Origin of the sequence: Bythopirellula polymerisocia, assembly GCF_007860015.1 — a bacterium.
Taxonomy (GTDB): Bacteria; Planctomycetota; Planctomycetia; order Pirellulales; family Lacipirellulaceae; genus Bythopirellula; species Bythopirellula polymerisocia.
In genome coordinates, this window is sequence record NZ_SJPS01000011.1 from 16,546 (window position 1) to 33,875 (window position 17,330).

Genomic DNA, 17,330 nt, shown 5'->3' on the forward strand with positions numbered 1-17,330 from the left:
CCGATCTGTGTCAGCTGAGAAGAGTCTCCTTACCAGTTTGCCCGAAAAATCGTCAAATTCGCGTAATTTTCGCGCTGCAAGGAAACCACAAACCGATTATACTCAGTAGCTTGCCGTGGTCTTACCCGACGAACAGGTAGGGGCCAACTAACACAGATTCAACATTGGTTTAGGAGTGATGCAATGCATACGATCGAAACGAATTGGGAGGACGAAGAGAATAATCGCCACGTCTCTTTTGCGGTACAGTTTACCCGCAAAGAGAACGCCGTCGAAATTCAGTCGATCACTCCTAAGCAAGTCACCTTTCTCTGCCCTCAGTCCAACGCCCCGCTGCGGAGCATCGGTGTGTGGACCGAAAAGGGTCGCCAGTTGCTGGCTCAGCAATTCCAGGCCAGCGGACACTTTGCCGATGTCGAAGCAACATTAGCAGTCTAGTCGATTGGCAAGCGAGTAAAGTTCAAACAGGGTTCCAATTGGGACCCTGTTTTATTGCGCCACAGCGTCTCTGCGCAAAGGATTCTTGTTTATGTAAGGTCGTGGTGATAGATCTTATCGTCTTTCGAGGTTCAGCTTGCGAAGTTCCGGCAATTCGGCTCGGCTCGTGGGGCCCCACTGTGCGAGCTTGACGGGCAATTCTAAAGTTTGCAACTCCTGATTTTCACCCTGACGAACAATGGTGAGTTGAACCGTCTCGCCAGGTTGATATTGGGCTATCAAGCTCGTCAGGGCAGCGAAGTCCGCAACTTCCTTACCCTCAAGGTGAGAAATTATGTCACCCGTATGAATGCCCGCCTTGGCGGCAGCGCTGTCTGGCACGACATCAACCACATGAGCAGTTTCACCTTCGCTGCCTCGAATCCCCAGAAAGGCTGCGCTCTGACGGACGTCAAAATTCTTCTCGTTTATATTAGGAAGTTTTTGGCGTATCTCTTCGATTGCTGGTTTGGAAAAACTTGTTCCGTACAGTTCCACACGCATCAGTTGAGGGAGGTTTTGGAGGCAATCCAGGGCTTCGTCTGTAAGCGGAGATGAGTAAAAACTAATGGCCCAGGCATGAGGAATGTCCTGCAAGAGTTTCAGTGATTCAACTCCTCCTCGCCATTCCGACCCGATGATGATCTGGTAATGGTCCGCAGGGACGAGGTTGATCAATCCACTCAATTGGGAATTCACCTGATAACTTCCTCCCAGGGAAACGATCTCTTCCAAGGCTGCCAGTTCGCGTACTTCGGCCAGTACTTCAGTCGCCCTGGCTGATTCTATGGGACGATTCTTCATAGCAGCGAGTTGTTCCAGGGCCGTGACGGCCAGCTGACGGTCCTCTCTTTCGGACCAGGTCAACAAAATATTGATTGCGCGAGTGGAGGTTTCCAATGATGCCGAGCGGGCTGCACCAGCGACCTCGGACAGCGCCGGAAAACCGACTCCAGTCAATTCTGACTGGGCTCGTTCTCGCTCCTCGAACTGTTCACTATCGAGTTGGTCGATCCATCGAGATATAGATTCTGGATCTAGAGAGGTGCCGGCCTCTGCGACTTCTTGACGCCGAGAAGAAGTCGTTTCGGCAAGGATCGAAGGCAGGAAAAATCCGACCATGGCCGCAACTAGCAAAAATCGAAGGATGGTAACCTTAAGTAGCATAGTTTTCTTTTTCAACAAGATGGAGGTGCGAGACAATGGTGAGAGAGGGCACTTCGACAAATCGCTGTATTGACGATAATATTGTAACATCCTTTGGGCAAAAACTAGTTGCCAATTTTCGGCAGGTTTTGCATGTTGGCTCGCAAGGTGGTTAATTGAAAATCGTTGGCGAAGGCTTGGACCCATGAATTTTGCACTCCTAGGTGCCGACCGCGAAAGTCTGCTACTTGCCGAGGCGGCTGCCAACAGCGGCCATACCATTGTTTGGGGTGGCGATTTAGGGACAGGGGAATTAGGGGATCTGCCAAATTGGTGGCCCGTTGAGGATCATGAAGACAATTGGGAGGAGCTGCTCGACCAACACGCTTGTGACGCTGTGATCGTAGGTTGCGGTGAAACGTCAGGCATCTTGCGAGCCGAGCAGGTCAATCAGCTCGTCAAGAATGGTGTGGCAGTGCTGGCAACGTTTCCTCTATGCGAATCGGTGTTGAGTTTCTACGAAATCGACATGGCCCGCACGGAAAGCAACACTCCACTCTATCATTTCAATCCTTTGTCCATGCAGACAGAATTGCTTGTCGAAGTGTCCCGTTGGATTCGGGAAGGACATCCCGACGTTGGCCCAGTAGAGCAGGTTCTTTGGGAGAGGCCTATCAAGAGCCGAACTCAAGAAAACGTACTCTGGCATTTTGCTCGTGATGTCGAAGTGCTGGACCAGTTAGCCGGACCGCTCGACCGTTTGGGAGCAGTCGGATCACCCGACGCGGCGGCCACCTATGCTGGTCTGAATGTGCAACTCCTGGGCAAGTGCCAAGTGCCGGTCCATTGGGCGGTCGGTCCCGTAGAAAAAACAGTCCAGTCCTGTTTAACGCTTGTAGGGGAACGTGGCAAATGGCGAACTGAACTTCCAGAATCGAGCTCAGCCAGGGCCTCACAAGCAGAAGCATGCCTCAGGCAATTCGTTGAGACGATTTCCAACCATTCTGAGCCCAAAACAACTTGGCCAGCTGCCCTACGAGCGATGGAGCTTACTGACACTATTGAGATCAGCTTGCGGCGTGGACGGATGATTGATGTTCATCGTCAGCAACTCAGCGAGCAACTTGCCTTCCGCGGGACCATGTCCGCCCTGGGTTGCGGGGTTCTCCTGCTCTTGCCGCCACTGCTACTGGTCATTGGTTGGTTGGCCGGAGAGATGGGGATTCCGGTTGCAGAGTATTGGGCTCACGGACTGCTGGCATTGCTGGCAGTTTTTCTGCTCATTCAGTTGATTCCCAAAGTGTTTCTCGACAACTCTGCTAAAGAAGACCAAACGGATTGATCAGGATATGAATGGACTGGTCGCAAGTTTGAGGCAGTTGCCGACGGGCCTCGCCACCAAGTTTGGCGATTAGGCAAAAGTTAGCGGCTTAGTGTGGCCGATTTTCGCTACTGGAGGGTTGCCGACTTCCGTATTAGTAGCTGGCAGCATTAACCTCTTGCTTGTTACCTTGTCTTGGTTTTTTGGGGTGGGCCTATGAAAAACCAGAATTCTCTCAACGCCGTTGCGCTCATTGCGCTCGCTTTCCTGCTGGGTACAATTAGCGGCTGCGTGTCTCTGTGCGGTGTAAGTGATGAATCTGCCTACGTGACTGATCCCGGCTGCGGCTACGCAAATTGTGTCGGAGATTGCTCCGAGGGCTACTATGCAGGGGATGAATGTCCCTGCAATGACTGCGCTGGGTGCTTGGGGGCGGTGCGCGGTCGACTTGCTTGTGCTCGCCATCGAATGCGTATCCCGATCGGGCCCCCTGCTGTCCGATATCGGCCAGAAATGCCGCCGGAATTCCTCCCAGTGCCCGTCACGCCGATCTATGCCAATGTGAATCCCAATGCGCCCCAGGATTTGCGTGGTGAGGTGGAAGTCGGATGGGCCCCTCCTTGCCAATTAACGATCACCGGTCGTGATTAGCACATTCTTGAGCCTCTTTTCCAGTGAGTGAGAAGCTAGGCATTCTGTGAGGCTTGTCATTCGCAACGTTTAAGCGAGTCCTAACGACGCGCCGATCAACGGTTCTAGCAACCACTCCTGTTCCCCGCAGAACATGAGTGAATCAACCACAGGTCGCTTCGGCGCGCCAGCTACCAAATTGGATTTAGACTCCATGGACGACCCGCGCTCCGGCGAAGCCGCTGTAAAGCCTTGTTCCTTCCGCCTGCTCCTGCTAGCAGCGTTCTTGGTTGGATTTCTTGCTCAATCGATCTTGGCTGACACCAACTCGCGGATGACCCCCGTCGTTCGCGCGGTGCTGGAAGCCAGCCCCGCGGTAGTAAACATCCAAGGCCAGAAATCGGTTGTCGAGACCACCGACTCCGCCAGACAGGTTTCCAAGCAAGTCAACGGCATGGGAACAGGTGTGTTGATCGATCCTCGCGGTTTCATACTTACAAATTTCCACGTCGTGGATGGAGTGCGACGGATCAACGTGACGCTCTCTACGGGACAGTCCTTTATTGCAAAGACCGTCGCGCGTGATCCCCAGACCGACTTGGCAATCATCCGTATCAAACCATCGTTCGACTTGCCTGTGATCAATCTCGGAACCTCCCAAGGACTGATGCCCGGCGAAACCGTGATCGCCGTGGGAAATGCTTTTGGCTACGAGAATACGGTCACCACCGGCATCGTCAGTGCCCTGCATCGCAACGTTCAGGTCAACGAGACACAACAATACCTCGATCTGATCCAGACCGATGCCAGCATCAATCCGGGCAATTCCGGCGGACCACTATTGAACATCGATGGCGAGATGATTGGGCTAAATGTCGCCGTACGGGCAGGTGCTCAAGGTATCGGTTTCGCGATTCCGGTCGATAATGCCCTGGAAATTGCCACCAAGATGATGAGTATCGAGGAACTGGAGAGCAACTGGCACGGGATGGCCACCTTGTCGATGAGCAAGAACGAAGGCCATGTGACCGTCGCCCGGGTCGACCGAAATAGCCCTGCTGAGAGCTGCGGAATCTCCCGCGGTGATCTGGTTGAACGGATTGGCACGGTGCAGATTCGCCGTCCGCTTGACATCGAGCGGGCTTTGTTGGGCCATCGCTCCGGCGAGCAGATTCCTGTCTTGTTACGCCGCGATGACCAAGAGATCACGCTCGATCTTACGATCGCAAGTCGAACTTCATCGCGCCCAACGATCCCCGCAAAAATGGATTCCTTTGACTCCGCCACTTGGGAGACCCTAGGATTAATCTTGCAAGAGGAACCTGCCAGATCACTCCGCGAGTTGGAACTCCCCTACGACGGAGGCATGCGAGTCGTATCGGTCCGATCTGAGAGTTCAGCTGCCCAGCAGGGAGTCAAAGAAGGAGACATCCTGGTTCGCTTCCATCGCTGGACTACCGCTTCACAGTCCGACATTCAATACCTGGTCGACCATGCCGAATCCCTCTCAAAAGCGGGGGCATTGAAATTCTACATCGTCCGCGGCGACAAGACGCATTACGCGCAGATGGAAGTTGCTACCCGCAAGAATAACGTGAAGTAGGTTGCATAACCTACTACGGCAAAGTGCCGTGTTGCGGAAGGGCTAGGTTGACATCTCCTGCATCACTTCTTCTGAGGCGGCGATTGTGCGGTCGATGTCGTCTTCTGTATGCGCTGCCGAGATGAACAGGGCCTCGTACTGGCTGCATGGCAAGTAGACTCCGCGATTCATCATGCCCCAAAAGAATCGGGCGAACTGCTCTGTGTTGCAACGGCTTGCCGCCTGCCAACTTGTGATACCCTCACCGCTGAAGAACAAGGTCACCATGCTTCCCACGCGGGCGATAGTGTGTATTATTCCGGCTTTCTCGGCAGCAGCGTGCAACCCTGCTTCCAATCGGGCAGTGAGATGCTCCAAGCGGTCGTAGGGGGGCTGCTCCTTGAGAATCTTGAGAGTTGCGTTACCGGCCGCAGTGGCCAACGGGTTGCCACTCAAGGTGCCAGCTTGAAATACCTTGCCCGCGGGGAGGATGTGATTCATCACTTCGGCCCGCCCGCCATAGGCGCCAACCGGCAGGCCGCCGCCGACGATTTTACCCAAGGTGGTGATGTCGGGCTCGAGCCCCAATAATTGCTGAGCACCACCAAATGCCACGCGAAACCCGGTCATCACCTCATCGCAAATTAGCAGAGCGCCATGTGACTTGGTAAGTCGATTGAGCGCAGATACGAACGCCTGGCTAGGAACTACCACCCCCATGTTGCCAACTACAGGCTCGAGAATGACTCCGGCGATTTTGTCTCCGTGCCTGGCAAATGCATCCTCCAGGCTTTGCACATCGTTGTAATCCAGCACAAGCGTGTCCTTGGTCGTGCCTACAGTGACACCTGGCGAGTTGGGAGTCCCCAGCGTTGCCGCGGAACTTCCTGCCGCTACCAACAGGCTATCGACGTGCCCATGGTAATTGCCGGCAAATTTGATGATCACGTCGCGGCCCGTGAATCCGCGTGCCAAGCGAACTGCGCTCATCGTGGCCTCGGTCCCCGAACTGACTAGCCGCACTTTTTCGATCGAGGCGACCGCATCGATAATCCGCTCAGCCAATTCGCTCTCCGCCTCGGTGGGGGCACCGTAACTTGTGCCCCTAGACAGTGCCGCTTCCAATGCGGCGACGACTGCCGGATGACGATGCCCTAGTATCATCGGCCCCCAGGAGCCGATGTAATCGACGTAGCGATCGCCATCGATGTCATAGAGGTAGGCCCCTTCAGCCCGCTCGATAAAGATAGGCGTTCCGCCGACGGCACCGAAGGCACGCGCGGGGCTATTGACCCCGCCGGGCATGAGTTGTTGGGCCCGTTCAAAAGCAGCATGACTGCGGGGGCGTCTACTTAGTGAATCAGCGAGAGCCATTGATAATCCTTTGGGTTACGGAATCTGGTATCGTCGCGATTATAACATCACTCACGGCAATCAGGTACCAAGCAGCAACGATGCTTGGGGCTGTGCCAAGACATTTTGTCCTTTGCAATCGATGCTTCGTGCAAAATTGCTGCCCAATTCCAACAAGCGGCAAAACAAATACCGATGAATTTGGATCTCAACGGATTAAGTTTTGCGCTCCATCTTGTTACGACTGACTTGCATGAACCTTCAACCTCTTCACTGGTCTGAGAGCAGTCATTTCGAATACACTTGTTCTCGAAATGAGCAGTGTGGTTTCTGCAGAGTCACAACTTCGCGATTAATCCGGAAGGATTCTCGTACTCTCCCAAACGGCGCACTATTTGCATATAATTTGATATTGAATCAGAAACCATCGAGGGCGGATTCAAAAAACAGGAGATATTAAGATGAAAAGTTTAGGTTTGTTTGGCGCGGCGTTGTTAGTGGGAGGGTTGTTGCTTGGTGAAGCAAATGATGCGAGCGCGCAGGGCTACTATTATGCCCGGCGACCGGTTGCGTACCCTGTGCCGAGTTACTCTTACTACGGCGGGTGGTATCCTGGGAGCTACCAGAATCTCTATGGCAACTACGGCTCTTACCATGTGATGACCCCCTACTGGAATGGCGGTTATCGGTATCGCTATTGGTAGAAGTATGATGGCTGGTGGCTAGTTGTCGGTTTTCGAAGATAGTGCGGCGAGTGCTTGATTTGCTTCGGCAACCAAATCGGCTGCCCAGGGTTCGTTGTCATAGAGGTTTATAAAGGCCCGGTACATCCGAGCAGCGCGGGCTGGGCTGCGCGCGGCGATTGTGGCTGCCAAACGAAGTTGCTCTTGTAACGCCGGGAGTTGATTCTCGGCAATTTCTCGATTGAGTTCTTGAAGCCTCACCAGTTCCTGACGTGCAAGTACCAGCCACTGACGATGGCCTTCAGAAAGAGAACTGACTTCACTTGCCGAAGGGTTGGCCCCCTCGGCAGTCTCATCTGTAGGATCGAAGAGCGCAATCAGATCGGCAAGTAGTTGCTCACCACGGGCGGGATTCTCTGCACTGATTTCTATTGCCTGTAAGTAGAGTTGCTCAATGGGGCCCATTTCGTCTTCCCCGCTGAATCGGTTTCTTGAGCGGGCCTGCCGAGCGAATTTCTGATACTCCAACTGCTCGAGATGCCCGGCGACTTCGGCAGCACGTGGATCGTCTGGAAACCGATCAACGAACTCAGCTAGCTCAAACGAAATAGAACGCAGGTCATTATCCCCTTCTCGGTCGATGGTGGCTGTAATTGTGTCGAACAAGTCATCAGCCGTCGGGGGACGAGTCAAGCTCCAGCCTAACCAGACGATGGTGCCCAGCAGAAGAATCAAGGCTGCCCAGCGAGCCACGAGCGAGAGGTGGCTATCGTCCTCTTCCAGGTGTTGGCGCTGGCGGATTTCATCGTCGAGCGTAGTGAATCGTGTCTGAGTTGGCCGCGCCGGAACTACTGGATCAACCGGGGCGGGGTCCGACTTTACAGCAGGAGCATCGGGGGTAATTGGTTCTGGCTGGGCAATCGTGGGGGCTTCGAAGAGGTCACCAGAATTGCTTAAATCTATCCCATCCATATCAAGATACTCGGGTCGCGCAACATCACTGGTTGCATCGGTCGAGATCGCTGAAGTGGAATTCGGCTGCCTGGTTGGCGGGTCAAGTTCTGAATTATCAGACTCTGATAGTTCTGCAAGCTTCGTTTCTGATTGGGGAGGACGAGACAAGGCCTTCTGCATGGCCTCCATGTGCCTGCCTAATACCAGCACATTGGGAAATCGTTCTTCAGGTTCCTTCGACAAAAGCTGTTGAATCAGCCGGCTAAGTTGATCGGGTGTGTCAGGGGCATAGCGCTGCACGGGTTCTGGCTCAGCGAAGCGCTGCATCTGTAACATCTCGGGCATCGTCTTGGCTCGAAACGGAGGCCGTCCTGCCAGCAGGGCAAATAGGACTCCACCCAAACTGTATTGGTCGCACTTCTCGGTAACCGGCCGACCGTCCGCTTGCTCAGGCGACATGTAGTCAGCCGTGCCGAGGACTCCCCCCGCGGTCGTGAGTTGCGTTCCACCGAAAAGACGAGCGATACCGAAGTCGGCAATCTTGATGTGGCCTTCTTTTGTCAGCAAGAGATTCGCCGGCTTGATGTCGCGATGCACAACCCCATGGTCATGGGCATGCTTGAGCGCTCGGCAAATCTGCGTGCCGATGGACAGGGTTTCCTGCCAATTGAAACGCCGGCCGGAGTTAATCTCCTCTTCGAGGCTTGTCCCTTCGACAAGTTCCATGGAGTAGAAGAGCATTCCTTCTTCTTCACCGTAGCCGTAGAGCCGCACGATCCCTTCGTGTTTGAGCTTCTTAAGAGAGTCGATCTCCGCCTCAAACCTTTCGCGGAAACCCTCGGCCATGGCCAATTGGGGGCTCAGTGCTTTGACGGCTACGCGAGTGCCAGCAGCCTGGCCGGGTCCTGCGTAAGTTGCCTCGTAGACAGCACCCATTCCCCCTTTGCCAATCTGTCGTTCAATCCGATAGGGCCCTAGTTTCTCTATTTTCATCAATCGCCCCAATATCGACAGACTCTCCGAGTCGGAAATTCCCGACTAGGAGAGTCGGCCAACAGTGTTCTCAATGCCAAAATCTAAGTGAAGACAGTACTCTCACACTGGTTTATCCTAGCAGGGCTCAAGCGGTGCTGCTAGCAGAACCTCTGCTTGTGCAGGCCTTGAGCGACGAGCGCAAATTACCTATAAGCCACGGCGAATCTCACTCCTTTTCCCCTATCGCGCGGGTGTCGACCGATACTCGCATAGACGAGGGCACGCTTATGGCTCGGTTGCACCTTTCATCAATTGTTAACTACATTCCGGCGGCTCTAACTCGCTGCATTTCTTGCTTGGCAATTGCGCTGGCATTGTCAAGTTCTGCGCAATGCGAAGTGACCTTCCCCTACGTTGCCTACATCAGCGTGCCGCAAACATTTGCTCGTGGTGGTCCAGGGCAGGAATACTACCCTACGCTGCAATTGCCTCAGGGGCATGCCGTCGAGGTCTATCGACACGATAGTGAGGGGTGGTGCGCCGTGCGCCCGCCCGAAGGGAGTTTTTGTTGGATCGCAGCGCATGAGATTCATCGACTTGATAACAATACGGCCGAGATCGCCGTAGAAAGCGCCATCGCCCGTGTCGGGAGCAGCGTCTCACCGGCGCGAAGTGCTGTGCAAGTGCTCTTGCACCGAGGCGAGCAACTGCAGTTGCTTCCTTCCGCCGCGAATGATGATCCACGGTGGATTCGAATTGCGCCGCCGGCTGGTGAATTCCGCTGGATCGCGGCCAGTAGCCTATCACGAACGCCACCGCTGGAAAATTCTGGCCCGGTACAACATGCCTCCGGGTGGATGCGGCAATCCCCTACGGTAGGCCATGCTTCGGGCGGTAACAGTTCTGAACGAGGCTTTGCCCACTTGGTACAGAATACGGTTCCTGTCCAACCGGCATATCCAGGTGCGGCTGCCTTGCCCTCAACTCCCTTGCCAATTCCGAATGGCATCATGGCAGCGTCCACCGGAGGTGCAGCAGACAGTGTAGAGCTTGTGGCTGGATCTCCCTCCGCTAAGCAAGTTTCGCAATCGCCCGGTTTAGTCCCCCCTTCGCTTGCTCAAGTTGGGGCGGCCGAACAGGGGGCATCCCTGGCGGCAACTCGGGTAAGTACGGCGCCCAGGATTCGCTTTGGCAATTCACCCTCAGTCCTGGGCCCCGCGACTGATCGCGTGGAGGAATTGCAATTACGGCTTTCTCAAGCAGTAATTCGACCGAAGGAAGAATGGCAGTTTGATCAACTCGAGTCCGAAGCAAACGCACTATTGGACAAGAGTGACTCGGTTTCAGAACGCGAACACCTGCGCGACCTGCTGGACCGAATCGCACGATTCAAACGCGTACAAGAGGGTCTTCCCACTGAACCGACCATGGCCGTCAACTCCGGACCTGATCCTGAGAAGGGTGAGTTTACTGGCCAGACGTCGCGAGTGCGGCAATTAGCTGATCTCGATCTAAAATCCGACGATCCCTTTGAAAATAGAAAGCCGAGCGCCGACGAACCGCGTTACGATGCTGTGGGTCGCTTGAAGCCGGTGACTTCTACAACACAGGAGTCTCCTCGTTATGCGCTGGTCGATGACAAGGGGGCGGTGATCTCATTTGTAACGCCGACTCCTGATTTGAACTTGCAGCCTTACGTAGGAATGCGAATTGGTGTGAACGGCTCGCGCGGATTCATGCCTGAATACCGCAAGGCACATGTCACCGCAGGGCGAGTAACTTTGATTGAAGATCGAATCCGGAGGTAGTGGTTCAGGCTTTCAGCCTGTACTTCTTGGCGTGTAGGATTCTAGCCTGCGTTCTCCTAAAGAAGGCAGCCAAGATGGCTACCCCACGGATATCACCGTGCTTCGCGCATGATTCGCGCTGCGAGTTCTGACACTCGGGCATCTCGATCGCGTACGGCCATATCACGTGCAAAGTCCACGAGTTCTGGATCTTTGGACGTAGCCAGTGCCGTGAGTGCCTGTAAGCGAACTTCGGCATTCTCGTCATGTAGCAATTCTCGCAGCCACTGCCGGGCGGGTCGTGCCGGCAGCACTTCTAAGTCACGCACCAGGCGAAGCCGATCGGATACCTCGCTCGAAAGTAGACGATCGATGAGTGATCGTTCTTCGTCGGAAATGCCACGTTCTCGCAGAACCAGGCGAATCGCGCCGGCGGTGTAAAAATCTGCCGAGATCAACTCTTTTGCCAGTGCTCGTGTAGTCTCTTTGCTCAATTCTGCGACGAGAGACTCCATCTCATCTGGAGTGGGTAGTTCGACTATCGCCCCAGGCGAAGTTACTGCTTTATCCTGAGTCGGTTCGTCGCCAAATTCCTGGACGGCCTTGAGTGTGGAAGCATTCGGCGCTGGGATCGTTGGAGAAGAAGTCAGAGGCTGATTGGTCGCCCACGCGGACGGAAGAGGTCGTAGGTTTTCTTCGGCGGACTCAATTATTTCCGGTGTATTTTCGCTGCTTTCTGCAAGCGGTAAAGCAATTGGGAGCGGTTTGGACGAAATCACACGTTCACTGGGAATATTCAGAACGGAGAGGTCAGGTTGCCTGCCCATTGAAATCGCCGGTGCAGGTGCTGATCCGGAACTACTGACAGAATCTACCGTTCTCATGAGTGGGCCGACCGGCGGGACTTGTTCGAGAATCTTGCTACAATCTGCCAATATTCTTGCAGCTGCCTCGGCAGGCAACCTATCTGCCAGTGCGACCAATTCCAGAGTCAACTTGCTCGACCATTGCTGTCCGAGCGAGCCGAAATCTGAAATGTGTTCTGCGAGTGCTCTCGCCAACAGGCATGATGGCTGGCCCAAATCAAAGTCCGGATCGACCTGAGACGTCGCTATCCACGTCCCTAGTTTTTCTTCGATAATTTGGCGGGCCTGAAGTGAAACGTCGGCCCGATTCGACGCCGCGGCTTCTACCAATGCAGCGATCGCCGCATCCCCCAAAGTCGCCACTTGCCTCAACAGAATCCTGCTGTTGGGGTCTTTAGCTTGCTCCATGTCGGCGACCAGTCGATGGGCAAGCCTACTTTGCTGCCATGCACTGAATGAAGGCCAAGCTGCTCGCACGACGGTCATCAAACAGACCGCTAGTGTGGCGAGCAAGACAAGTCGCTTGATCAGCTGAGGAGTTTGCATGGGTTGAGATAGCAATCGAGGTATTGAATTAGGGGCAGAATTGTCCTGAATCACACCTCTAGCGACAAGACCAGCCCACCGACTTGTCGCTAGCACTCTAACAGGCAATTCCAGAAATGCTGACGAGGGAGAGGTTATCTAGCCGAATAATCCCTACGAACCGCAGGTCTTCTCATAACCTGCGGAATGTTAAGGGGGGGGTTGAATGGTTCGCTGTCTGCGCAAAACGAGCGCTTCTGCGCTCGAAATGGGTTGGAATCTGTTCTGGCAACGGGTTCGATGCTTTTCCTTGGTATTTCTATTATTCGCATGCCTGGATACTGCGCTCTCTGAGCGAGTCAACGGAGCCAGCGAAGCCCACGAAGCCAGCACTTCAGCCGAGGCTCGAGAGACTGCAATCAATGCAATCCCATTCGCCAAGATCGACAAACAATTCCGTGAGCCCATGCGTCATGTGATCGACGACTGCACGATCTACCGCCGTCTGCCCACGCAGATCGTGGATTGTGATCCCGAAATGTTTACCTATATGGCCCAGAATCCGGACGCACTTGTCGAAATCTGGAAGCAATTGGGCATCACGCGAGTGAGTCTCGAACGCATTGACGGGAATAGTTTTCGTCTCGCAGATGGAGTGGGTACCACTGGCAAGCTGGTCATCGTCGAGCAGACCTGCGAGAAAAACGCCCAAAATCGTTTCGTAATGTTTGGCGAAGGGGCCTATGAAGGGAAACCTTTCTCGCGCCCTGTTCATGCGCAATCCGTCCTGCTTTTGAAAAGCGGTTCGATGGTGGAATCAAACGGCCGGACTTACGTGGCAGCCCAGATGGATACTTTTCTACGTATCGATCGGACGAGTCTCGAGATTCTTGCCAAAGCGATCCAACCCTTGGTAGGGAGAACCGCCGACCGCAACTTTGCCGACACAATGACTTTTCTCAGCGGCTTTTCTCAGGCCTCGGAAGCCCAACCCGAGCGGATCGAGCGCCTCGCCCTCAATCTGCCGCGAATCACACCCGAGCGCCAAAAGCAATTGGTACAGATCGCGTATCAGACCGGAAAGCACAGTGAATCGGAGTCACGAGTGCGCGTGTCCGATCGTGAAGAGCAAAACACCTCTGTTGCCCGCTGAGTTGATCGATGAAGCGCCAGACGTGGCCAACGTCTATCTCCAAGCTTTCGGATGAATCTGCTCATCTCCAACTCGGTAAACTGTGCTTACGCGATCTCAAAGTGGCGCTGTTCAACCAATTCTTCCTCAGTTAACTCCGCTTGCTCATGTGACATGGAATTGCTGCTTCCCAGAAGATTGTGGGGAGCTGGACTGTCCTAATGGTGGTATGACTACTCCCGCCCGTTTGCTTCCGCCACGCTCCGCTCTGGCGAGCAAGACTCGCCTGGCGCGTCGCGGCTAACGAAGAGTTTTTGCGTTGCGGACGAACGAGGGTTTTTCGTCACTTGCCAAAATGCTTTTTCGCCAGTTCACTTAGTGCCTTGAGATCGAGCTTGCCGGTGCCGAGGACGGGGATTTGCTCGACTTCCAGAAAGCAGTCTTGGCCGGGGAGCCAGAGATTTGGTAAGCCCAGTTTCGCCAAGTGATCGCAGATTTGTTGAGGGGTGTGGTCCAGCTTCGTATGGACCACGATGAGGCGTTCTCCCTTTTTCTCATCGGGGACGGCGGTGACGACCGCTCTTACGACTTCGTCTTCTTCGGTCTGCACGAAGCCCTGGATGGCTTCTTCGATGTTGATGTGGGGAACCATTTCGCCGCCGATTTTGGAGAAGCGGCTCAGTCGACCGGTGATTTGGATGAATCCCTGCTTGTCGATGATGGCGATGTCACCGGTTACGTACCAGCCATCGCGGAGTACTTCTGCAGTTTTCTCGTGGTCTTCCAGGTAGCCCTTCATCACGTTGGGACCCTTCACCAACAGCATGCCGGGGGTTTCAGGACCGAGAGGATCGCCTGTGTCAGGATCGACGATCTTGGCGGTGACACCGGGAATAGGTCGACCGACGGTCCCTTCTCGACAGTCGACTTCGCGGCTCTGAGATCGCTTGGGAGGGACATTGACCGAGACCAGAGGCGAAAGTTCGGTCGCGCCGTAGCCTTCCACGGGTCGCACTCCAAATTTGGTTTCAAAATCTTCGCAAAGTGATGTGGGCAATTTTTCGGCACCGGCCACCACGATTTCGAGCTTGGCAAAATCTTCCGGCTCGCAGCGGCGGAGATAGGATCGCAAGAATGTGGGGGTTGAAAGCAACACGGTCACTCCCCATTTGCCGCACAATTTACCGACCTGCTTGGCGTCGAGTGGTGTGAAATGGTACACGCAGCGGACGTCGAGTCCCAGCACGGTCCACAATGTGACCATGAATCCGAACGAATGGAAAAATGGCAAGATGCCGAGTAGCGTATCGTCACTCCGCAGGTGGATCACCTGGTCAATGGCTTCGACATTGGAACCGACGTTGTGATTGGTGAGTACAACTCCCTTGGGTTCGCCGGTGGATCCCGAGGTAAAGATCACGGTCAATTCGTCGTCGCTCGTCATATGATGCACGCCGAGGATGCGTTCCAAGACGGGCAGCGGGGTCACATAGGCTTGTGCAATCCCCGCGAGTTTGTCAGTGAGTTTGACCTTTGGCTTGAAATCTTCAAGCAGCACAATCTTGGCGTCGAGCTTGAGATCAAGTTTATCCATCACCTTCTTGCTCGTGAGGACGTGACGAATTCCCGCCTTACGGATACAGGCATTGAGTACGTCATTGGTGACGGTGTAATTCAGGTTGGCTGAAACTCGTCCCGCCAGGGTGACTGCCGCATTGGTGATGACTGCTCCGACCGATGGAGGTAAGAGTATGCCGACATATTTTTCATCGGACTCGATCACTTCGCGCAATAAGAGACGCCGCAAAATGAGGGTCCGCATCAATAGTGAGCCTCCTGTGGCTTCCACGCCGCTGGAATCTGCAATCTTGAAACGAAACAAACTTTTGCGACACTTGCGAAGCATCAAGCGCGGCAACACCATCATGCGTTCCTTTCGTCCAGAGACAGCGTCGGCGCCCAAATCCTGGACCGCCTGCCGCAACTGATGAATGTTATTGACATTTTCAACATGTTCGCCAAACCAAATCGACACCGGGCGAAAAAAAGCTCCGGTCGATTTCCGGGTAAACCGGCTCCCGTGAAAGGTAAAGATACTCCCCCACAACTCATCGAGATAGACGGGAATGACCTTGGCAGAGGTTCCCCGCAGTAGCTCGAGCGTACCCCGGCTGAAAGACTGTAACTGCCCGGAGCGACTAATTCCGCCTTCAGGAAATATGCAGACCAATTCACCATTGTTAAGAGCTTCCCGGGCGGTCTCCATCGCCGAGCGAGTGGCCTTGGGGGTAAGCCGAAATATGGGGATGGCCCCCATGATTCTGGCTAGTCCTTTAGCCCACCATGTCGTGAGGAGGTCACCGGTGATGATGAGTCGGATCGGTCGCGGTGAAACTGCCACCAAGAGCAAGCCATCGATCCAGGAAACATGATTAGGTACCAGGAGGGCTCCCCCCGTCTCTGGCAGGTTCTCTCTTTGATGGACCCGAATTTTGTAAAAAGTATGCGTGATCAACCACGCCAGGAAGCGAATAGACGCCTGTGGGATGATTGCAACGATGTAGATCATCACAGGGAGAGTCACTATACCGCACAATAAGAACACATCGCGAGCGCTCAATTGCAGAAAAGGGCTTCCGGCCAGCCAGTATAGACCCGAGGTAATTAACATGCCGCTAAAGGTGAGAAAGTTGCAGGCCGCCAGGATCGATCCGCGGTTCTTAGTCTCACTATAGCGCTGCATGTAGGCTGCCAGAGGGACGTTGAACAGCCCTGAGAAGGTGCCGAGCATAAACAGCCAGAACGCGGCACCGATATAGCTGATCGTCCATTGTTTACTGGGGTCATAGAGTTCCCCTTCCACCGTGAACAACATCACCGCACTGAAGGCCAAACCACCAGCTCCTAACGGGAGAATACCCAATTCGACTCTGCCCGCCGACCACACACCTGCCAGCACGCTACCTAGTCCCACCCCAACGATCAAAGGTACCAGCAGCATGGCCACTTGAGTTTGTTTGGTTGCCCCTCCTTGAAAGGCGAATTGGTCGATATTCAATTGGGCCATCATTGCCAGTGACCAGAAGAACATGATTCCCAGCGCAACTCGGAACATGGCAGGGTCTGCAGCGAGTGTGGACACATCTCGCCAGGTCTGCCGGGCGGCATCCCATGGAAACCTTCTTCGCCCGTTGGCAATGGGCAATTTGTGAATGAGCAGGCTCGCTGCCAAACCTGCCACGGCAAAGCCAACCATCACCGCAGCAGAGAGCCAGAGTCGTTCTAACCCACGCACTCCGGTAGCACTGGTAAGCCAGTTGCCTGCCACCATGCCTACGGTTACGGCAATTACGGTAGTTAATTCGAGTACGCCATTCGCCGAAGATATTTTTGATTCATGCAGTATCTCGGGGATACTGCCGAGTTTTGATGGCCCAAAGAGGGCGCTTTGAGTGCCCATTGCGGCAACGACAAGCATCATGAGAGGGACGCTCCCCAAATGGATCGCCAGCACAGCCGCGATCATGATCGCGACTTCTGCCATTTTGCAAATCACGATCACTTTTTGTTTGCTAAATCGGTCAGCTAGGTACCCAGAGGGAGCTGCCAGTAGCACGTACGGAAGCACGAAGGCGGCACTTCCAGCAGCTAGAATCCAGGAAACGCTTTCCGGTTTGACATACTGCTTGCCAATGCCAATGACCAGCCAGCGGAGGATGTTGTCGTTGGCGGCACCCAGGAATTGGGTAACCAGCAGGCCGACAAAGCTTGCCGACAACAGGCTCCGACTGCCAATACCCTCGTCTGGCTCTGATTCACTTGGGGGTGCCGTGCTGGACATGGACTTCGCTGAGGTGGGCAGAAGGTAAGACAAACTCTATCTTACCTAACTAGGGGAG

The 17,330-nt window shown here is 54.4% G+C and carries 12 protein-coding genes; 7 read left to right on the forward strand and 5 right to left on the reverse strand.

The genetic code is table 11. The features are described 5' to 3' along the window. Positions 1 to 183: 183 nt before the first annotated feature. On the forward strand, positions 184 to 438 hold the full coding sequence (locus tag Pla144_RS22170; protein ID WP_146452896.1) for a hypothetical protein: 255 nt from the start codon (positions 184 to 186) through the stop codon (positions 436 to 438). Positions 439 to 552: 114 nt separating this feature from the next. Here Pla144_RS22170 and Pla144_RS22175 read toward each other — a convergent pair whose 3' ends face one another. Further along, positions 553 to 1,644 carry a PDZ domain-containing protein gene (locus Pla144_RS22175; protein WP_197530937.1) on the reverse strand — a complete coding sequence of 364 codons (1,092 nt, stop codon included), beginning with the start codon at positions 1,642 to 1,644 and terminating at the stop codon, positions 553 to 555. Positions 1,645 to 1,828: 184 nt separating this feature from the next. On the opposite strand from Pla144_RS22175, the gene Pla144_RS22180 reads away from it, so the two are divergent. The 3 genes from Pla144_RS22180 (at position 1,829) to Pla144_RS22190 (ending at position 5,177) form a co-directional block, all read left to right on the forward strand. Continuing rightward, positions 1,829 to 2,965, forward strand: coding sequence for a hypothetical protein (locus tag Pla144_RS22180; RefSeq protein WP_146452898.1), 1,137 nt, complete (start codon positions 1,829 to 1,831; stop codon positions 2,963 to 2,965). 195 nt (positions 2,966 to 3,160) lie between these two features. Beyond that, positions 3,161 to 3,595, forward strand: a complete 435-nt coding sequence (locus Pla144_RS22185) for a hypothetical protein (RefSeq protein WP_146452899.1) — start codon at positions 3,161 to 3,163, stop codon at positions 3,593 to 3,595. Positions 3,596 to 3,788: 193 nt separating this feature from the next. Further along, complete coding sequence (locus Pla144_RS22190; RefSeq protein ID WP_197530938.1) at positions 3,789 to 5,177, forward strand: trypsin-like peptidase domain-containing protein; 1,389 nt, start codon at positions 3,789 to 3,791, stop codon at positions 5,175 to 5,177. Positions 5,178 to 5,219: 42 nt separating this feature from the next. On the opposite strand, the gene hemL is transcribed toward Pla144_RS22190, so the two are convergent. After that, positions 5,220 to 6,530 carry a glutamate-1-semialdehyde 2,1-aminomutase gene (gene hemL, locus Pla144_RS22195; protein ID WP_146452901.1) on the reverse strand — a complete coding sequence of 437 codons (1,311 nt, stop codon included), beginning with the start codon at positions 6,528 to 6,530 and terminating at the stop codon, positions 5,220 to 5,222. Positions 6,531 to 6,970: 440 nt separating this feature from the next. Here hemL and Pla144_RS22200 point away from each other — a divergent pair, with 440 nt between their 5' ends. Beyond that, complete coding sequence (locus tag Pla144_RS22200; RefSeq protein ID WP_146452902.1) at positions 6,971 to 7,213, forward strand: hypothetical protein; 243 nt, start codon at positions 6,971 to 6,973, stop codon at positions 7,211 to 7,213. An 18-nt stretch (positions 7,214 to 7,231) separates the two neighbouring features. Here Pla144_RS22200 and Pla144_RS22205 read toward each other — a convergent pair whose 3' ends face one another. After that, positions 7,232 to 9,139 carry a serine/threonine protein kinase gene (locus Pla144_RS22205; RefSeq protein WP_146452903.1) on the reverse strand — a complete coding sequence of 636 codons (1,908 nt, stop codon included), beginning with the start codon at positions 9,137 to 9,139 and terminating at the stop codon, positions 7,232 to 7,234. Positions 9,140 to 9,408: 269 nt separating this feature from the next. Here Pla144_RS22205 and Pla144_RS22210 point away from each other — a divergent pair, with 269 nt between their 5' ends. Then, positions 9,409 to 10,929, forward strand: a complete 1,521-nt coding sequence (locus tag Pla144_RS22210; RefSeq protein ID WP_146452904.1) for an SH3 domain-containing protein — start codon at positions 9,409 to 9,411, stop codon at positions 10,927 to 10,929. 92 nt (positions 10,930 to 11,021) lie between these two features. Here Pla144_RS22210 and Pla144_RS22215 read toward each other — a convergent pair whose 3' ends face one another. Further along, entirely contained in the window at positions 11,022 to 12,320 is a 1,299-nt protein-coding gene (locus Pla144_RS22215; RefSeq protein ID WP_146452905.1) for a HEAT repeat domain-containing protein, read from the reverse strand. A gap of 205 nt (positions 12,321 to 12,525) precedes the next feature. Between Pla144_RS22215 and Pla144_RS22220 the strand changes: the two genes are divergently transcribed. Then, complete coding sequence (locus Pla144_RS22220) at positions 12,526 to 13,452, forward strand: hypothetical protein (protein WP_146452906.1); 927 nt, start codon at positions 12,526 to 12,528, stop codon at positions 13,450 to 13,452. Between the two features lie 322 nt (positions 13,453 to 13,774). Here Pla144_RS22220 and Pla144_RS22225 read toward each other — a convergent pair whose 3' ends face one another. Next, positions 13,775 to 17,272: an acyl-[ACP]--phospholipid O-acyltransferase gene (locus Pla144_RS22225; protein WP_146452907.1), complete on the reverse strand. Its 3,498-nt coding sequence runs from the start codon at positions 17,270 to 17,272 to the stop codon at positions 13,775 to 13,777. Positions 17,273 to 17,330: the final 58 nt, after the last annotated feature.

What these genes read in the sequence shown, in the direction of transcription:
- Pla144_RS22170 (WP_146452896.1), top strand. Translation starts at nt 184, where the DNA reads ATGCATACGATCGAAACGAATTGGGAGGACGAAGAGAATAATCGCCAC.
- Pla144_RS22175 (WP_197530937.1), bottom strand. Translation starts at nt 1,644, where the DNA reads ATGCTACTTAAGGTTACCATCCTTCGATTTTTGCTAGTTGCGGCCATG.
- Pla144_RS22180 (WP_146452898.1), top strand. Translation starts at nt 1,829, where the DNA reads ATGAATTTTGCACTCCTAGGTGCCGACCGCGAAAGTCTGCTACTTGCC.
- Pla144_RS22185 (WP_146452899.1), top strand. Translation starts at nt 3,161, where the DNA reads ATGAAAAACCAGAATTCTCTCAACGCCGTTGCGCTCATTGCGCTCGCT.
- Pla144_RS22190 (WP_197530938.1), top strand. Translation starts at nt 3,789, where the DNA reads ATGGACGACCCGCGCTCCGGCGAAGCCGCTGTAAAGCCTTGTTCCTTC.
- hemL (WP_146452901.1), bottom strand. Translation starts at nt 6,530, where the DNA reads ATGGCTCTCGCTGATTCACTAAGTAGACGCCCCCGCAGTCATGCTGCT.
- Pla144_RS22200 (WP_146452902.1), top strand. Translation starts at nt 6,971, where the DNA reads ATGAAAAGTTTAGGTTTGTTTGGCGCGGCGTTGTTAGTGGGAGGGTTG.
- Pla144_RS22205 (WP_146452903.1), bottom strand. Translation starts at nt 9,139, where the DNA reads ATGAAAATAGAGAAACTAGGGCCCTATCGGATTGAACGACAGATTGGC.
- Pla144_RS22210 (WP_146452904.1), top strand. Translation starts at nt 9,409, where the DNA reads ATGGCTCGGTTGCACCTTTCATCAATTGTTAACTACATTCCGGCGGCT.
- Pla144_RS22215 (WP_146452905.1), bottom strand. Translation starts at nt 12,320, where the DNA reads ATGCAAACTCCTCAGCTGATCAAGCGACTTGTCTTGCTCGCCACACTA.
- Pla144_RS22220 (WP_146452906.1), top strand. Translation starts at nt 12,526, where the DNA reads ATGGTTCGCTGTCTGCGCAAAACGAGCGCTTCTGCGCTCGAAATGGGT.
- Pla144_RS22225 (WP_146452907.1), bottom strand. Translation starts at nt 17,272, where the DNA reads ATGTCCAGCACGGCACCCCCAAGTGAATCAGAGCCAGACGAGGGTATT.